This is a genomic window from Pseudomonas sp. 34 E 7 (genome assembly GCF_900005715.1).
Lineage (GTDB): Bacteria > Pseudomonadota > Gammaproteobacteria > Pseudomonadales > Pseudomonadaceae > Aquipseudomonas > Aquipseudomonas orientalis_A.
Window position 1 is genome coordinate 1 of record NZ_CVTX01000047.1, and the last position, 16,049, is coordinate 16,049.

Below are 16,049 nucleotides of genomic sequence, written 5' to 3' on the forward strand. Positions count from 1 at the left end.
CTGCAAACCCGTGGCACCCTGGTGCTGGATGAAGGCGCGGTATCGGCGCTGTCCCAGGGCAACAAAAGCTTGCTGCCGGTGGGCGTCAAACGGGTGCAAGGCAGCTTCCGCCGAGGCGAGATGGTGGTGTGCGTGGCGCCGGATGGTCGTGAGATCGCCCGCGGCCTGGCGAACTACAGTGCCCTGGAAGCGCAGAAGATTATTGGACAATCGTCCGACGCGATTGTCGGACTTCTGGGTTACATGGCTGAGCCGGAACTGGTTCACCGCGATAACCTGATCCTGGTTTAACCAAAGGAATACACGATGCGTTTAGTGACAGGACTGCTCGGCCTGCTGTTGGCTATGCCACTGTTGGCCTCGGCAGAAGAAGTCGGCCAAGTGTCGACGGTGTTCAAGATTGTCGGTCCCAATGACCGGATCGTCGTCGAAGCGTTCGATGACCCCAAGGTCGACGGCGTGACGTGTTACCTGTCGCGCGCCAAGACCGGCGGCGTGAAAGGTGGCCTGGGCCTGGCCGAAGACCGCGCCGAAGCCTCGATTGCCTGCCGCCAGGTCGGCCCGATCCACTTCAAGGGCGAGCTCAAGGACGGCGACGAAGTGTTCAAGGAGCGCACCTCGCTGGTGTTCAAGACCATGCAGGTGGTGCGTTTCCTCGACAAGAAGCGCAATACGCTGGTGTATCTGGTCTACAGCGACCGCCTGATCGAAGGCAGCCCGCAGAACGCAGTGACCGCGATTCCGATCTTGCCGTGGCCAACCGCGCAGTAACCGGCGGGCGAGTTTTTCAATCGGCATCTATGATTGCAGGCTTGTGGTCTGTAATCTCGAAGGGCTGCAATGCGAAGAACATGGGATATCTGGAGTTCGTCATGAGTGCTTTCCACGACCTGAAACTCAAAGCGTTGGACGGACAAGAGCTGCCGCTGGCGCCCTTCAAGGGCCAAGTCGTGCTGGTGGTCAACGTCGCCTCCAAATGCGGTCTGACCCCGCAGTATGCGGCCCTGGAAAACCTCTACCAGCAATACAAGGACCAGGGTTTCACCGTGCTGGGCCTTCCGTGCAATCAGTTTGCAGGCCAGGAGCCGGGCACCGAGCAGGAGATCCAGGCCTTCTGCAGCCTCAATTACGGGGTGACGTTCCCCCTGGGCAGCAAGCTTGAGGTGAACGGCCCTGATCGTCACCAGTTGTACCGCCTGCTGGCGGGCGAGGGCGCTGAGTTTCCAGGCGATATCACCTGGAATTTCGAAAAATTCCTGCTCGGCAAGGATGGCCGTGTACTGGCGCGCTTCTCGCCGCGTACGCCGCCGGATGATCCAACGGTCGTCCAGGCCATCGAAAAAGCCCTGGCCTGAATCCCTCGTTGTAGGAGCGAGCTTGCTCGCGAAAATCGCCAACCATGACGCGTGCACGCTGGATACACGCGGTGTGCTCCGGCTCTTCGCGAGCAAGCTCGCTCCTACAGGTATTCGGTTGTTTTTATCGCCTTAATCACTCAGATCAATAGTGCTACCCAGCAAGCTTAGGCGTGCATATTATCCACATCATAAATTCGCCTCATGTGGAGTGCTCCATGCCCGTCCAAGCCTTGTTCAAACCTTTCCAGCTCGGTGCACTGCAACTGTCGACCCGCGTGGTCATGGCGCCGATGACGCGTTCGTTTTCACCTGGCGGCGTACCCAATTCCAAAGTGATCGAGTACTACCGCCGTCGCGCCGCCGCCGGTGTGGGCCTGATCATCACCGAAGGCACCGTGGTCGGCCATCAAGCCTCCAACGGCTACCCCAATGTGCCGCACTTCTACGGCGAAGCGGCGTTGGCCGGCTGGAAGAAAGTGGTGGATGCGGTCCACGCCGAAGGCGGCAAGATTGTGCCGCAGTTGTGGCATGTGGGCAGTGTGCGCCGTATCGGTACCGAACCTGATGCCAGCGTGCCGGCCTATGGCCCGATGGAGAAACTCAAGGATGGCAACGTGGTCGTCCACGGCATGACCACCCAGGACATCAAGGACGTGATCAATGCCTTCGCCCAGGCTGCCAAAGATGCCCAGGGCATCGGCATGGACGGTGTGGAAATCCACGGCGCCCACGGCTATCTGGTCGACCAGTTCTTCTGGGAAGGCAGCAACCAGCGCACCGACGAATACGGTGGCAGCCTGGCCAACCGCTCACGTTTCGCCATCGAACTGATCCAGGCTACCCGCGCGGCGGTCGGTCCGGACTTCCCGATCATCTTGCGTTTTTCCCAGTGGAAGCAGCAGGACTACACGGCGCGCCTGGTGCAAACCCCCGAGGCGTTGGGCGAATTCCTCAAGCCGTTGTCCGACGCCGGCGTGGATATTTTCCACTGCTCAACGCGCCGGTTCTGGGAACCGGAGTTCGAAGGTTCCGACCTCAACCTGGCCGGCTGGACCCGCCAGTTGACGGGCAAGCCGACGATTACCGTGGGCAGTGTCGGCCTGGATGACGAATTCCTGCAGTTCATGGTCAACACCGATAAAGTCGCGCAGCCGGCCAGCCTTGAGAAACTGCTGGAGCGCTTGAATAACGAAGAGTTCGATCTGGTCGCCGTGGGCCGTGCGCTGCTGGTGGACCCGGATTGGGCAGTGAAAGTGCGCGAGGGGCGTGAGGCGGACATTCTGCCCTTCAGTCGTGAGGCGTTGACGAGCCTGGTGTAAGCGGCGACAAGATGGGCGCCGGTTGCCCGTCATTGCACGCACCGCGTAACTGGCGTTCGAACTGCTCGACGATTGCCGGCCAGCCCTGGCGGCTGGCATGTTGTCGGGCATTCAAGCGCGCTCGGCGCAAGGTCTCGCGCTCCTCCAGCAGCCAGACGGCTGCGTCGCAAAATGCGTTTTCATCCCCCGGCATCGCCAGCGCACCGTTGTAGCCATGGCGAATATGCTGGGTGGCGGCCGCCTGGTCGTACGCCACCACGCCCAGCCCGGACGCCATGGCTTCCAGCACCACATTGCCGAACGTTTCGGTGAGGCTCGGAAACAGGAACAGATCGCCCGAGGCGTAATGCCGTGCCAGCTCTTCGCCGCGCCGGGCGCCGCAGAACACCGCTTCGGGCAAGTCGCGCTGCAACAGGCCGCGCTGCGGGCCATCGCCGACAATGACCAACTTGAACCGTCGCGAGGGGTAAGTGCTCTGCAGCGCATCGAAACAGCGTTTGAGCAGCCCCAGATTTTTCTCTTGGGCGAGGCGTCCTACGTGCAGCACCACGATATCGTCGCTCTCCACACCCCAGCTTTCGCGCAGGCTGTCGTCGCGTTTCGCCGGATGGAACAGTTGGCTATCGACTCCCCGGGACAGCATCCCGAGACGCTCGAAATGCCGGCGTTCCAACTCAAGGCGCTGACTCGCGCTGGGAACCAGCGTCAACGTCGACCGGTTATGAAACCAGCGCAGGTAATGGGTGACCAGGCGACTCAACAGACTCAAGCCGTACTGGTTCGAATACTGTTGAAAGTTGGTGTGGAAGCCGCTGACCACGCTGATTCCCAGGCGTCGCGCCGCGCGTAAGGCGGACAGGCCCAGCGGCCCCTCGGTTGCGATGTACAACACATCCGGGCGCTGACGTGTCCAGCGTCGCAGCAGCTTGTGCATCGACGATTGGCCCCATTGCAGCCCTGGATATCCCGGCAACGGCCAGCCACGGCACAGCAGCAACTCATCGTCACTCGGCCGGCTCTGGTCGACACCCTGGCGGGGGCGCACCAGTTCGATTTGATGGCCGCGCGCGCGCAAACCATCGCACAGGCGGCCAAGGGTGTTGGCCACCCCGTTGATTTCCGGCGGGAAGGTTTCGGTGATCAGGGTGATGTGAAGCGAGGCTGTCGTCATGACCCACAGTGTCGCTGCGGGCCATGTCGTCATTGTGTCACTGCGATGATGGATTTATGACCTGGCTACCTGCTGCCCCGCCATCGCTTCGGCACCTTGCTCGCGCACCCAGAACAGCGTGGCCCCGGCGACCGCCGCCGGCATCATCAGCAGGTTGACCACCGGCACCAGCAGCACCAGGTAGACGACTCCGCCAAAACTCATGCTCTGCCAGCGTTTCTGGCGTAGCCAGGCGAGCATTTCGTTCCAGCCCAGCTTGTGGTTGTCGGCCGGGTAGTCGATGTATTGGATCGCCATCATCCACACGCCGAACAGCAGCCACAACGGCGCGGCAATCAGGTTGACCACTGGAATGAACGACAGGATGAACAGGCCGATAGCCCGCGGCAGAAAGTAGCCCAGCTTGCGCATTTCCCGGGCCAGGGTGCGCGGGACCATGGCGATCAATTCGGCCCAGCTGAACGCGGGGAAGTCGTCGGTGCCACGCACCACCACCTCGACTTTCTCCGATAGAAAGCCATTGAACGGCGCCGCGATGATGTTGGCGAGCATGGTGAAGGTAAAGAACACCATCAGCACCACCAGCGCGACAAACAACGGCCATAACAGGTAATTGAGAAAGCTCAGCCAGCTCGGCAGGGTTGGCATCAGGTGGTCAACCCACAGGCTGAACTGGTGCCCGGCAAAATAGATCAATCCCACAAACAGCAGCAGGTTGATCGCCAGCGGCAGCAGCACAAACAGGCGCAGGCCGGGGCTCAGCACCAGTTTGAGGCCTTCGCGCAGGTATTGCGGGCCGGAAAGAGCGGGGGCGGGCATGGATAACTCCGAGCATAGTGACGAACGGGCCGACCTTACCGGCTTTATATTCCGGGCGAAAGCGGCGACATCAACGGTAACAAACGCCTCGATTGACCGAGCCGACTGCATAGAGACCACCTATGAGCTGGATTGTTATTCCGTATTTCCTTAATCTTGCCCCCCTCGATACGCTGCACCCATTATTTTCAGGGCCTGCGAGTTCAAGCACTTCCCCAAGTGCTTCGTGGTCCCTTTTTTATTCCAGCCGTCTTGTTGTGCGGACGGTCGATAGGAGTGAGTCATGTCTGATACCCGTCATTCGCGAGTGATTATTCTCGGTTCCGGCCCTGCCGGTTACAGCGCTGCCGTCTACGCTGCCCGGGCCAACCTCAAGCCGCTGCTGATCACCGGCATGCAGGCGGGCGGTCAGTTGACCACCACCACTGAAGTCGACAACTGGCCGGGCGATGTCCATGGCCTGACCGGCCCGGTGCTGATGGAGCGTATGAAAGAACACGCCGAGCGCTTTGAAACCGAGATCGTGTTCGACCACATCAACAAGGTCGACTTCTCCAAGAAGCCTTACAGCCTGACCGGCGACAGCGGCGTGTATACCTGTGACGCATTGATCATCGCCACCGGCGCCAGCGCCCGTTACCTCGGGCTGCCTTCGGAAGAGGCGTTCATGGGCAAGGGCGTTTCCGCCTGCGCGACGTGCGACGGTTTCTTCTATCGCAACAAGCCGGTGGCTGTGGTCGGTGGCGGCAACACCGCCGTGGAAGAGGCGCTGTACCTGGCCAACATCGCCAGCACCGTGACCCTGGTGCATCGCCGCGAAACCTTCCGCGCCGAGAAGATTCTGATCGACAAGCTGCACGCCCGCGTTGCTGAAGGCAAGATCATCCTCAAGCTCAACGCCACGCTGGACGAAGTCCTGGGTGACAATATGGGCGTGACCGGCGCCCGTCTGAAGAACAACGACGGCAGCTTCGACGAGTTGACAGTCGACGGCGTATTCATCGCCATCGGCCACACCCCGAACACCTCGTTGTTCGAAGGCGTGCTGGAAGCCAAAGACGGTTACCTGGTGGTGCAGGGCGGCCGTGAAGGCAACGCAACGGCCACCAACATCGAAGGCATCTTCGCTGCCGGTGACGTGGCGGACCACGTGTACCGCCAGGCCATCACCTCGGCCGGCGCCGGCTGCATGGCGGCCCTGGATGCCGAGCGTTACCTCGATGGTTTGAAAGACGCTTCGTTCTAAGCAACACTGCAAAAAAAATGTGGGAGGGGGCTTGCCCCCGATTGCGGTGGTTCAGTTAGAGGATCTTTGACTGACACACTGCCATCGGGGGCAAGCCCCCTCCCACATTTTGTTCCGCGTATGACTCAGGATTTGCGGGTCAGCGGCTGTGCGCTGAATTTCACACCGGCCAGACCATGGGCGATCAATGCGCGGATGTTCCCGTGGTCAGTGCCTTCAGGCGTCGCGACCACCGAACGGTAATGCTCGCCAAACGCCAGCAGCGCTTCCAGCAACGCCAACCCCAGGTTCTTGCGCGAACTAAGCGACGCTGCAAAACAAATGTGGGAGGGGGGCTTGCCCCCGATTGCGGTGTTTCAGTATCAGATGTACTGCGCGGATATTTCCGTGGTCACTGCCTTCAGGCGTTGCCACCACTGAACGGTAATGCTCGCCAAACACCAGCAACCCTTCCAGCAACGCCAACCCCAGGCTCTTGCGCGAACTAAGCGACGCTGCAAAACAAATGTGGGAGGGGGCTTGCCCCCGATTGCGGTGTTTCAGTATCAGATGTACTGACTGACACACTGCCATCGGGGGCAAGCCCCCTCCCACATTTTGATTTGTGTATGACTCAGGATTTGCGGGTCAGCGGCTGTGCGCTGAATTTCACACCGGCCAGACCATGGGCGATCAATGCGCGGATATTTCCGTGGTCAGTGCCTTCAGGCGTCGCGACCACCGAACGGTAATGCTCGCCAAACGCCAGCAGCGCTTCCTGATCGCTCAACCCCTCCAGCAACGTCAACCCCAGGGTCTTGCACGAACCTTCGTTCTGGCCGGCGGCATTTTCCACCTCGCCGTTGGTGAAGGCTTGCGGCTGGTAGTCGTAATTTGCGGCAACAAAGGCCAGGGTGTCGGCAAAAGCGTGTTCGCCGCTGTTGAGGCTGGCGCGCAGGGTGTTCAGGTCAGTCATGGGGTTTTCCTTTGGCGAACGCCGCCTGTTGGTCGGCGCTGGCTTCTTGCTGGTATTGGGCTTTCCACTGCGCGTACGGCATGCCGTACACCACTTCACGGGCGTCATCGAGGCTCAGCTCGATCCGGCGCTCATCGGCCTCGGCCTTGTACCACTTGGACAGGCAGTTGCGGCAGAAGCCGGCCAGGTTCATCAGGTCGATGTTCTGTACATCCTTGCGGCTGTCCAGGTGGGCTACCAGCCGACGGAAGGCGGCGGCTTCGAGTTCGAGGCGTTGTTGGTCGTTCATAGGGCTCACTTGAGTATCAGCGGCTGGCCGCCAGAGTAATCGAAACCGACTCGGCAAAGCGCAGCGCATGGGGCTTGTCCACTTCGACTTCGGCGTACAGCACCGATGGGTTACTCATCACCAGGTCCAGCAGCTCCTGGGTCAGGCGCTCGAGCAGGGCAAAACGGTTGCCTTCGACGTGGGCGATGATCGCCTTGGTGATGGTGCGGTAGTTCAAGGCATGGTCGATGTCATTATCGCGCACGGCTTCCTGGGCGGCATACAGGATGGTGAGGTTGATCAGCACATCCTGCTTGTTGAGGATTTCGTCCTCGTTGATACCGATAAAGGTGCGCAGGCGCAGGTCCTTGACCCGGATGCGCGCCATGCCTGGTTGAAGTTGTGGCATTGCTACTTGCTCCGTCCAATCAGTTGCAGGAACTCCATGCGCGTGGTGTTCGACTCGCGGAAGGCGCCGAGCATCACTGAGGTGTTCATGGTTGAATTCTGTTTTTCCACGCCGCGCATCATCATGCACATGTGCCTGGCCTCGATCACCACCGCCACGCCGGCGGCCTGGGTCACGTCCTGGATGGCATCGGCGATCTGCCGGGTGAGGTTTTCCTGGATCTGCAGGCGCCGGGCGAACATGTCGACGATGCGCGCCAGCTTCGACAGGCCCAGCACCTTGCCGGTCGGAATATAGGCCACGTGGGCCTTGCCGATAAAGGGCAGCAGGTGATGCTCGCACAGCGAGTACAACTCGATGTCCTTGAGGATCACCATCTCGTCATTGTCAGAGGCGAACAAGGCGCCGTTGACGATTTCCTGCAGGTTCTGCTCATAGCCATGACACAGATACTGCATCGCCTTGGCGGCGCGCTTGGGCGTATCGAGCAGGCCTTCGCGCTCGGGGTCTTCACCCAGGCCCTTGAGGATCTCGCGGTAATGGTGGGGCAGGGACAAAGTCATACAACATCCTCACAAACGGCTTACTTGATGTGCCGCCCGCCGTTGACGGTCAGGGTGGTCCCGGTGACATAGGGGTTGTCCAGCAGGTAACGCACACTCTGGTAGATCACTTGCGGCCCGGGCTCGATGCCCAGTGCCGACTTGGCCAGGACCCTGTCGCGATAGGCCGCGTCGTCGCCTTCATTGAACATCACCATGGCCGGCGCGATGCCGTTGACCTTGATCAACGGCGCGAACTGCGCGGCAAACGACAGCGTGAGGCTGTCGAGCCCGGCCTTGGTGGCGCAATAGGCGATGTGCTGACGGCTGCCCTTGCGCACTGCATCGTCGCTGATATGGACGATGTCGGCGGGTGTCGAGCGTTGCAGCAGAGGTGAACAATGCAGGTTGATCAGGTACGGCGCAAGCATGTGCACGCTGAACATGTCGATAAAGGCGCGGCTTTCGTCGCCCGGGGTCTCTGCGACCCAGGCCGAGGCATTGTGGATGATCGCGCGCAGCGCATCGGTGTGTGTCTTCAGCTCAGCGATGAACGCCAGGATTCCCGCTTCGCTGGAAAAGTCCGCAAACAGCCCGACCGCGCCGCGTTCGCGCAGTTGCTGCACACCTGGACGTTCGCTGCGGTAGCTGAACATCACCGGGTGCCCTTCGTCCAGCAGGCGCTCGGCGCAATACAGGCCGACACGCTGGCCGGCACCGGTGATCAGGATCGGGGCGTTTGTTGCAGTCATGGGAGGCTCGCGTCGCTGGCAGATGCGAACTATACCAGCGACCCGTCTCCCCTGTACTCAGGCGGCGGCTTCGCCGGTCTTGCGGGACGGCGTCGGATGCAGCCAGTGCGCCAGCAGATGAGTCGATAACGGGATAAAGAAGTAAACCATCAGCGGTGTGAGCGCCAAGGTGCTGACCAGCACCCGGCTGAACAGGTCCAGCTCGCCGAGCAAGGGGCCCAGGCCGAAGTTGAACAACAGCGACACCGGAAAAAACGCCAGCCAGATCGCCACTGCCTGTTTCCAGCGCGGCGGGCGCGCGCCCACGGCACCGAACCAGCCATCGATGCCGCTCACGCGATGTTCGGACGGGTTGGCGAACAGCTCGCTGCCACGGCTCAGCCAGGCACTGCGCGACGCGGAAAACTCCCAGGCATGCAGGGTCTTTTCATCGGCGAAGCGGAAGATGATCTGGAATTCATCATCATGGGGTGGCGGTGCGAGCACGCCGGAGCCCAGGTACCCGGGAAAGTCGGTGGCCAATTGCTCGCCTTCGCGCAGCCAGGCCATCAGTTCTTCGTAGCGACCTTTGGCCACACGGCGCGCAACCATCAAGGTGACGGGGGAGGTAGACATTGTGTATCTCCAGATAAACGGGTGCGCTTGACCGGGTAGGCGGCGCACGAGCGCAGCGGCGGGTATTGCCACTGCGCTGAAAAAACAGGCAAGGATTATTCCTGTTTTGAGAAAATACGCCAGTGACATTGGTCCGAAGTCCAGCGCCCTTGAAAAAGACAGGTTTAAATGCGTTAAATGAGGTTCCATTCCTGGTGGCTTTTGTCAGAAATAACGTGATTACTGCACCGATTGATAACACTTTGCAGCTGGAACCGATTGATTCGGAGCACCTGTTCCCCATTCGGGAAGTGGCAAGATTGACAGGCGTCAATCCGGTCACTCTGCGAGCGTGGGAGCGGCGCTACGGGCTGATCCGTCCCGTGCGCACCGAAAGCGGGCACCGTCTCTACTCCAGGGTCGATATCGAGACGGTCAATCGTATTATCGAGTGGACTGAGCGTGGCGTCGCGGTGAGCAAGGTAGGCAAACTTCTGGCCCGTGACGCTCAACAGGCCGACGCGCTGCGTGCCGAGCGCGACGCGGCTGCAGACAGCGAATGGCCGCAGTGGCGGGCTCGGCTGCTGCAAGCCATCAGTGCTTTCGATGATCGCCAGTTGGAAAGCGTGTACGGCCAGATTTTCTCGACCTATCCCTTGAACGTCGCGTTCCAGGACATCCTGATGCCGCTGTGGAACGACTTGCTGCGCCGTCAGGGCGGTTTCGGCCAGGCCAGCGAGTGGCTGTTTTTCGACGCGTTCCTGCGCGTGCAGACGCTCCTGCGCCTACAGATAGCCAGCGCATCGGCGGCGCCCCGCGTGTTACTCAGCGCCATGCCGGGTGAGTGCCGAAAACTGGAGCTTTTGGTGGCGGCGCTGCTGATGAGCGGGGAGGATTTGACCGTGAAGGTGCTGGGCCTGGGTCAGCCGGTCGAGGAGTTGACCCTGGTCTGTGAAAAGATCCGCCCCCAGGCGATGGTCATTTTCTCCAACCACTCACACAAGCAGGACTTGGAAGCGCGCTTGAACCGGCTGGCATTGACCCTCAACTGCCCGCTGTTTCTGGCAGGTGCTGCATCGGACCTGTTGCAGGCCGATCTGACCGGTACTTCCATCGGTGGCCTGGGCAGCGAAGGGCGCCAGATGCAGCAGCGTCTGCAGCAGTTTCTCAGTGGCGGCCCGGATACCTGATCTCAGGCATGTACCTGCGGATGCACCAGACGATGCTGGTGCAGGATGAACTGGCGCAGGCGCTCGATTTCATCCGCGTCACTCTGATTCAGGCGGTAGGCGAACAATCCCCGGGCGGTTTCCCGCTCCAGCGTACCGCGCAGCGCAATGCGTTCGTAACCGGACGGGCTGAACCACAACGAGAAGGTTTTCGGCGGTCTGGCTCGGCCACGTCCTTCTACCAGCACACCTTTGAATGACACTTCATGCACCCAGAGGGCGCTGGCGTAGCCCTTGCTGTTCTCCAGGGCCACCGGCTCTTCAAGGGCCAGGCGCCATGGGCGAACCATCGGCCCGTCTTCAAAAATACTCGGCACGCCCAACCGAAGATGCACTGCATGAAATTCATCCTCAACCAGATGCAGAGGGAAGGTCAGTTGCTGATTGTCGAACTGCGCCTGGAGGGTGACTTGATCATGAGCGGCCAGCCGGGTCAGCAGATCGCGAATCTGTGCACCGCCATTGACCGTCAGGCTCGACCCTGCGTCCCGCAGGTTGAGCTGCGGGTTGTGCTGCATGTTCTGGATAAAATCCAGCTCGTCCTGAGTCAATAGAGCATCGCGGCGCATTGATATAGCTCAACGGTTGGGCATTAAAAGGCCATTATCGCTCTAAAGAACGCACTTTTTACAGCTTGTTAACGCCGCTCGTTGACTTGAGCGCCGCCAGCTCGGCTTTAAGCTCGGCTACCTGGGCTTCAAGCTGAGCCACGCGTTGCTGTGCCTTGACCTGGGTGGTGACGTCTTTTTGCACGCCGACGAAATACGTCTGCTGGTCGGCCGCGTTGTACACCGTGGATACCGAGAGTTCGTTCCAGAAGTGCGTGCCGTCCTTGCGGTAGTTGCGCACGATCTCGCGGCAGGCGCCGCCACTGTCGAGCGCCTCGCGGATCGCCATCAGGGCCGGCTGGTCGCGATCGCCCGACTGCAGGAAACGGCAGTCCTGATAGAGAATCTCGTCCAGGGTATAGCCGGTCAGACGTTCGAACGCGGGGTTGACGTAGATCAGCGGCTTCTCGTCGCCCTCGCGTTCGGCAACGACGATGCCGTCGTTGGACGCGTTGACAACCATCTGCAGCAACTTGGGGTTAATCATTGAGCGTTCCATGGCGTGTTCCGATGGTGCAAGTTTATGGCAAATTCTGAATGTTGCACGGCAGGCACTGAAACCCTGGTGCAGCTGCTAATATCCTACGCTTTCGTTCAATGACAGGATCAGATTGATGAAAGTCGCCATCCTTTCCGGCTCGGTCTACGGTACGGCAGAAGAAGTCGCCCGCCACGCCCGGGACATCCTCAACGCAGCGGGTTTTGAAGCCTGGCACGATCCGCGCGCCACGCTGGCGCAGGTGCAGGCTTTTGCCCCCGAGGCGTTCCTGGCGGTCACATCGACCACCGGCATGGGCGAATTACCCGACAACCTGCAGCCGCTGTATTCGAGTATTCGCGACCAACTGCCTGCTGCCTGGCGCGGCCTGCCCGGTGCGGTCATTGGCCTGGGCGACGCCAGCTACGGCGACACCTTCTGCGGCGGCGGCGAGCAACTGCGCGAATTGTTCGGCGAGTTGGGCGTACGCGAAGTGCTGCCGATGCTGCGCCTGGATGCCAGCGAAAGTGTGACCCCGGAGAGCGACGCCGAGCCGTGGCTGGCCGAGTTTGTGACTGCCCTGCAGCCGTAGCAAACGGGCGCGTCGTCTGGGGGCGCACTGGTCGGCGTGTGTTTATTGACGGCGCTTCTCTGACACCGATTTGTACTATTCTCTTGGCTGACTCGCTCAGTCATCAAGCTGGCTGCGAAGGCAACTCCGCAAGCCAGGGCGTCTGACTAGACTGGCCCATCACTTAAAAAATAATAATAAGTGCGCCAAGGAGGTCAACATCGTGAGTCTAGCCCCGGTTTCATCGTCAAAGGCGATGGTGGCAGCTGTCACAAAAAGTGCCCAAGGTATGAGCGCAGCACTGGCCTGGGCGGCGCTGCTGCGCAGATTGGATCACCAGGACCTCGGGTATAAAAGCTGATGCCACTTGCAGAAATTCCGCTCAGCGTCTGGCGCAAGCGCGGCCAGGACTTCGTCTTTCGCGGCCAGTCCATTCGTTATTGGGTGGCCGGGCAGGGCGAACCGCTGCTGCTGCTTCATGGCTTTCCCACGGCCAGTTGGGATTGGCATTACCTGTGGCAGCCCCTGGCCCAGCGCAATCTGGTGATTGCCTGCGACATGCTCGGCTTTGGCGACTCGGCCAAACCGCTGGATCATGGTTATTGCCTGCTGGAGCAAGCGGACTTGCAACAGGCGCTGCTCGAGCACCTGGGGGTGACGAAACCGGTGCACGTGTTGGCCCATGACTATGGCGACAGCGTGGCCCAGGAACTGCTGGCCCGGCATTATGAAGGCCGGTTCCAGATGGCCAGTTGTGTGTTTCTCAACGGTGGGCTGTTCCCTGAAACCCACCGTGCAACCTTGGTGCAGAAATTGTTGCTCAGCCCCTTGGGCTGGATGATTGGCCGAGCCTCGGGAAGAGGCGGCCTGGCCAACAGTTTCAACCAGATCTTTGGCCCACGGACGCGGCCAAGCGAAAGCGCCCTGGATGATTTCTGGAGCCTGATTGAACGCAATGATGGCACGCGCATCCTGCACAAGCTGATCGGCTATATCCCTCAGCGCCGTCGCCTGCGCGATCGCTGGGTGGCAGCGATGCAACGCTACGACGTGCCGTTGCGCGTCATCGACGGTGAGGTCGATCCCATTTCCGGCGCGCACATGGTGGAGCGCTACCACCAACTGGTGCCGCATGCCGATACGGTATTGCTGGCCGGCATCGGCCATTACCCGCAGATCGAGGCGCCGGTCCAGGTGCTCAGGCATTACCAGGCGTTCCGTGAGCATATTGGCCAGCAGTCGGTGCGTGCGGCTTGTTCCTGAGCCTGGCACCTGCCCCAAGGCATCATCCCGCTGCCTTATCGAGCACCATTCAGCGCCGGCCGTATTTATTGTGACCAAAGGCGCTGTGCCCGACACTCTTGCCATTGCCATTGTCGCCACAGGAGTTGGGTATGAATCAGTCAGTGCAGTTGCAGGATAAGGTCGTGATCGTCACCGGTGCCGGCGGCGGATTGGGCCGGGCCCATGCGCTGCTGTTCGCCCGCCACGGCGCCAAGGTGCTGGTCAATGATCTCGGTGGTTCGACCCAGGGCGAAGGCGCCAATGCCTCGGCCGCCGACCGCGTGGTGGCTGAAATCCGCGAAGCCGGCGGCACTGCCCAAGCCAACCATGATTCCGTCACCGACGGCGACAAAATCGTGCAGAACGCGTTGGACGCGTTCGGCCGTATCGATGTGGTGGTGAACAACGCCGGCATCCTGCGTGACAAGACCTTCCACAAAATGGACGACAGCGATTGGGACCTGGTTTACCGGGTGCATGTCGAAGGCGCCTACAAAGTCACGCGCGCCGCCTGGCCGCATCTGCGCGAGCAGGGTTATGGCCGGGTGATCTTCACCGCGTCCACCTCGGGCATCTACGGCAACTTCGGCCAGTCCAACTACGGCATGGCCAAGCTCGGCCTGTATGGCTTGACCCGAACCCTGGCGCTAGAAGGGCGCAAGCACAACATCCTGGTCAACGCAATTGCCCCCACCGGCGGCACGCGCATGACCGAAGGGCTGATCCCGCCGCAGGTGTTCGAGCGCCTCAAGCCGGAACTGGTCAGCCCGTTGGTGGTGTACCTGGGCAGCGAAGCCTGCCAGGAAACCTCGGGCCTGTTCGAGGTCGGCGGCGGCTGGATCGGCAAGACCCGTTGGGAGCGCAGCCTGGGCGTGGGTTTCGATCCCGAAGCGGGTTTTTCGCCGGATGACGTGGCGGCACACTGGCAGCAAATCTGCGACTTCGAAGGGGCTGCGCACCCCAGCGACAACATCGAGGCGTTGAAAGAGATGATGGCCAACTTGCAGAAGTTCAGCCTCTGATCGTTGCCATAAAATCAGTGAATCCCACGGGGCGCCGACAGCGCCCCGTTTTTATTCCAGGCATAAAAAAGGCCGCTGCACAGGCAGCGGCCGAAGTAAGACGTTGGATCAAGGAGCGATAAATCAACGTCAGTGAACACGGGTAACAGATTGAAAAAGAGTGACAATCCGTTGGATTCAAGCTTTTCTCCCCAACTCGGGAGCGGGCCGTTTGCCCTGAAAGCGAGGTAAGAATAATCGGTTGTAACAGAATGAGTAATAGCAGTTCAGGACAAGGACTGTTACCAAAACAGCAACAATTACGCGCTCGCCATCGATTCCTCTGATAAGCCACCATCCATCCAATCCATGACCCGCGCCGAAACCCCTGCCGGCGCGGCTCGTCATCCTTTCGAGCGACAACACGAATACCTCCTTGGTGCGCTTATCGCTCTTCATGGGCGGCAGTAGGGTGGGGCCTTCTGTCACTCACCGGGGAAGACGCATGACAAAAATAACAATGCGCGCCATCTTCACGCCACAGGCGCTGGCCGCTGCGGTTGCCGTGGGCTGCTGTGCCCAGGCACAGGCTGTTTCGTTCAACATTGGCGAGATCGAAGGGCAATTCGATTCCTCGCTGTCGGTCGGTGCGAGCTGGGGCATGCGAGATGCCGACCGAAGCCTGGTCGGCACGGTCAATGGCGGCACGGGCCAGGCGTCCACCGGGGATGACGGGCGTCTGAACTTCAAGAAGGGCGAAACCTTCTCCAAAATCTTCAAGGGCCTGCACGACCTTGAACTCAAATACGGCGACACCGGTGTGTTCGTGCGCGGCAAGTACTGGTACGACTTCGAGCTCAAGGACGAAGACCGCGAGTTCAAGCCGATCAGCGACCACAACCGCAAGGAAGGCGCCAAATCCAGCGGCGCGCAGATCCTCGACGCGTTCGTCTACCACAACTATTCCCTGGGCGACCTGCCCGGCACCGTGCGCGCCGGCAAGCAGGTGGTCAGTTGGGGCGAAAGTACCTTCATCGGCAACTCCATCAACAGCATCAACCCGATCGACGTGTCGGCGTTCCGTCGCCCAGGCGCAGAGATCAAGGAAGGCTTGATCCCGGTGAACATGCTGTTTGCCTCCCAGAGCCTGACCAATCAGCTGACCGTGGAAGGTTTCTACCAACTGGAATGGGACCAGACGGTACTGGACAACTGCGGCACCTTCTTTGGCGGTGACGTCGCGGCGGATGGCTGCACCGGTAACTACACGGTGGGCAGCCCGGGGATTGCACCGCTGCAACCCATCGCGGCGGCACGCGGCCAAGGTTTTGTGGTGACCCGCGAAGGCGTGGTGGTGCAGCGCGCCGCGGACCGTGATGCGCGCGACTCCGGCCAGTTCGGCGCGGCCTTGCGCTGGCTGGGTGACGACACCGAATACGGCCTGT

At 60.7% G+C, this 16,049-nt stretch carries 22 protein-coding genes and 1 pseudogene; 11 read left to right on the forward strand and 12 right to left on the reverse strand.

All coding sequences use genetic code 11. The annotated features are described in order from the left end of the window. The 4 genes from BFP96_RS01695 to BFP96_RS01710 form a co-directional block, all read left to right on the forward strand. Positions 1-291 (forward strand): PUA domain-containing protein (locus BFP96_RS01695; RefSeq protein WP_371914757.1); only part of this gene is annotated, 291 nt, incomplete at its 5' end. Between the two features lie 15 nt (positions 292-306). Continuing rightward, positions 307-771, forward strand: coding sequence for a CreA family protein (locus tag BFP96_RS01700; protein ID WP_065885053.1), 465 nt, complete (start codon positions 307-309; stop codon positions 769-771). Positions 772-872: 101 nt separating this feature from the next. Continuing rightward, positions 873-1,355 (forward strand): glutathione peroxidase, encoded by a 483-nt coding sequence (locus BFP96_RS01705; RefSeq protein ID WP_065892862.1) that lies wholly within the window; start codon positions 873-875, stop codon positions 1,353-1,355. A gap of 218 nt (positions 1,356-1,573) precedes the next feature. Beyond that, on the forward strand, positions 1,574-2,677 hold the full coding sequence (locus tag BFP96_RS01710; protein WP_065935465.1) for an NADH:flavin oxidoreductase: 1,104 nt from the start codon (positions 1,574-1,576) through the stop codon (positions 2,675-2,677). On the opposite strand, the gene BFP96_RS01715 is transcribed toward BFP96_RS01710, so the two are convergent. Beyond that, positions 2,646-3,848 (reverse strand): glycosyltransferase family 4 protein, encoded by a 1,203-nt coding sequence (locus tag BFP96_RS01715; protein WP_065898460.1) that lies wholly within the window; start codon positions 3,846-3,848, stop codon positions 2,646-2,648. The two genes, BFP96_RS01710 and BFP96_RS01715, sit on opposite strands and share 32 nt — an antisense overlap. Before the next feature lie 54 nt (positions 3,849-3,902). Beyond that, positions 3,903-4,667 carry a sulfate transporter CysZ gene (gene cysZ, locus BFP96_RS01720; RefSeq protein WP_065892859.1) on the reverse strand — a complete coding sequence of 255 codons (765 nt, stop codon included), beginning with the start codon at positions 4,665-4,667 and terminating at the stop codon, positions 3,903-3,905. A gap of 283 nt (positions 4,668-4,950) precedes the next feature. On the opposite strand from cysZ, the gene trxB reads away from it, so the two are divergent. Further along, entirely contained in the window at positions 4,951-5,913 is a 963-nt protein-coding gene (trxB, locus tag BFP96_RS01725) for a thioredoxin-disulfide reductase (RefSeq protein ID WP_065885058.1), read from the forward strand. 125 nt (positions 5,914-6,038) lie between these two features. On the opposite strand, the gene BFP96_RS01730 is transcribed toward trxB, so the two are convergent. From BFP96_RS01730 to BFP96_RS01765, 8 genes are read right to left on the reverse strand one after another with little or no spacing between them, the layout of a single operon-like run. Continuing rightward, positions 6,039-6,194 carry a HopJ type III effector protein gene (locus tag BFP96_RS01730; RefSeq protein WP_371914758.1) on the reverse strand — a complete coding sequence of 52 codons (156 nt, stop codon included), beginning with the start codon at positions 6,192-6,194 and terminating at the stop codon, positions 6,039-6,041. Positions 6,195-6,213: 19 nt separating this feature from the next. Beyond that, on the reverse strand, positions 6,214-6,486 hold the full coding sequence (locus BFP96_RS01735; RefSeq protein WP_139113310.1) for a HopJ type III effector protein: 273 nt from the start codon (positions 6,484-6,486) through the stop codon (positions 6,214-6,216). A 40-nt stretch (positions 6,487-6,526) separates the two neighbouring features. Next, the gene (locus BFP96_RS01740; RefSeq protein WP_065892858.1) at positions 6,527-6,868 is read right to left on the reverse strand and encodes a HopJ type III effector protein; all 342 of its coding nucleotides are present in this window, start codon (positions 6,866-6,868) and stop codon (positions 6,527-6,529) included. After that, positions 6,861-7,157: a DUF1244 domain-containing protein gene (locus tag BFP96_RS01745; protein WP_065892857.1), complete on the reverse strand. Its 297-nt coding sequence runs from the start codon at positions 7,155-7,157 to the stop codon at positions 6,861-6,863. Before BFP96_RS01745 ends, BFP96_RS01740 begins: the two co-directional genes overlap by 8 nt. Positions 7,158-7,173: 16 nt before the next feature. Next, the gene (folX, locus tag BFP96_RS01750) at positions 7,174-7,545 is read right to left on the reverse strand and encodes a dihydroneopterin triphosphate 2'-epimerase (protein ID WP_065892856.1); all 372 of its coding nucleotides are present in this window, start codon (positions 7,543-7,545) and stop codon (positions 7,174-7,176) included. Between the two features lie 2 nt (positions 7,546-7,547). Beyond that, on the reverse strand, positions 7,548-8,108 hold the full coding sequence (gene folE / locus BFP96_RS01755) for a GTP cyclohydrolase I FolE (RefSeq protein ID WP_057724018.1): 561 nt from the start codon (positions 8,106-8,108) through the stop codon (positions 7,548-7,550). Positions 8,109-8,128: 20 nt separating this feature from the next. After that, on the reverse strand, positions 8,129-8,839 hold the full coding sequence (gene folM / locus BFP96_RS01760; RefSeq protein ID WP_065935466.1) for a dihydromonapterin reductase: 711 nt from the start codon (positions 8,837-8,839) through the stop codon (positions 8,129-8,131). A 57-nt stretch (positions 8,840-8,896) separates the two neighbouring features. Continuing rightward, positions 8,897-9,454, reverse strand: a complete 558-nt coding sequence (locus tag BFP96_RS01765; protein WP_065885063.1) for an antibiotic biosynthesis monooxygenase — start codon at positions 9,452-9,454, stop codon at positions 8,897-8,899. Positions 9,455-9,696: 242 nt separating this feature from the next. Between BFP96_RS01765 and BFP96_RS01770 the strand changes: the two genes are divergently transcribed. Next, entirely contained in the window at positions 9,697-10,623 is a 927-nt protein-coding gene (locus tag BFP96_RS01770) for a MerR family transcriptional regulator (RefSeq protein ID WP_065892864.1), read from the forward strand. Between the two features lie 2 nt (positions 10,624-10,625). Here BFP96_RS01770 and BFP96_RS01775 read toward each other — a convergent pair whose 3' ends face one another. After that, positions 10,626-11,231 (reverse strand): hypothetical protein, encoded by a 606-nt coding sequence (locus tag BFP96_RS01775; RefSeq protein ID WP_065885065.1) that lies wholly within the window; start codon positions 11,229-11,231, stop codon positions 10,626-10,628. Positions 11,232-11,289: 58 nt separating this feature from the next. Then, positions 11,290-11,757, reverse strand: coding sequence for a PAS domain-containing protein (locus BFP96_RS01780; protein ID WP_065935467.1), 468 nt, complete (start codon positions 11,755-11,757; stop codon positions 11,290-11,292). A 127-nt stretch (positions 11,758-11,884) separates the two neighbouring features. Here BFP96_RS01780 and BFP96_RS01785 point away from each other — a divergent pair, with 127 nt between their 5' ends. From BFP96_RS01785 to BFP96_RS01800, 5 genes and pseudogenes are all read left to right on the forward strand, one after another. Beyond that, positions 11,885-12,340: a flavodoxin gene (locus tag BFP96_RS01785; protein ID WP_065892851.1), complete on the forward strand. Its 456-nt coding sequence runs from the start codon at positions 11,885-11,887 to the stop codon at positions 12,338-12,340. Positions 12,341-12,566: 226 nt separating this feature from the next. After that, positions 12,567-12,680: pseudogene (locus BFP96_RS31050) on the forward strand (class II aldolase); the annotation flags it as partial. Then, a complete protein-coding gene (locus BFP96_RS01790) occupies positions 12,680-13,582 on the forward strand; it encodes an alpha/beta fold hydrolase (protein ID WP_065935468.1) in 903 nt (300 codons plus the stop codon). The pseudogene BFP96_RS31050 and the gene BFP96_RS01790, both read left to right, overlap by 1 nt. Before the next feature lie 131 nt (positions 13,583-13,713). After that, entirely contained in the window at positions 13,714-14,625 is a 912-nt protein-coding gene (locus BFP96_RS01795; RefSeq protein WP_065885069.1) for an SDR family oxidoreductase, read from the forward strand. Between the two features lie 484 nt (positions 14,626-15,109). Continuing rightward, on the forward strand, positions 15,110-16,049 hold a 940-nt coding region (locus BFP96_RS01800), incomplete at its 3' end, for a DUF1302 domain-containing protein (protein WP_139113311.1).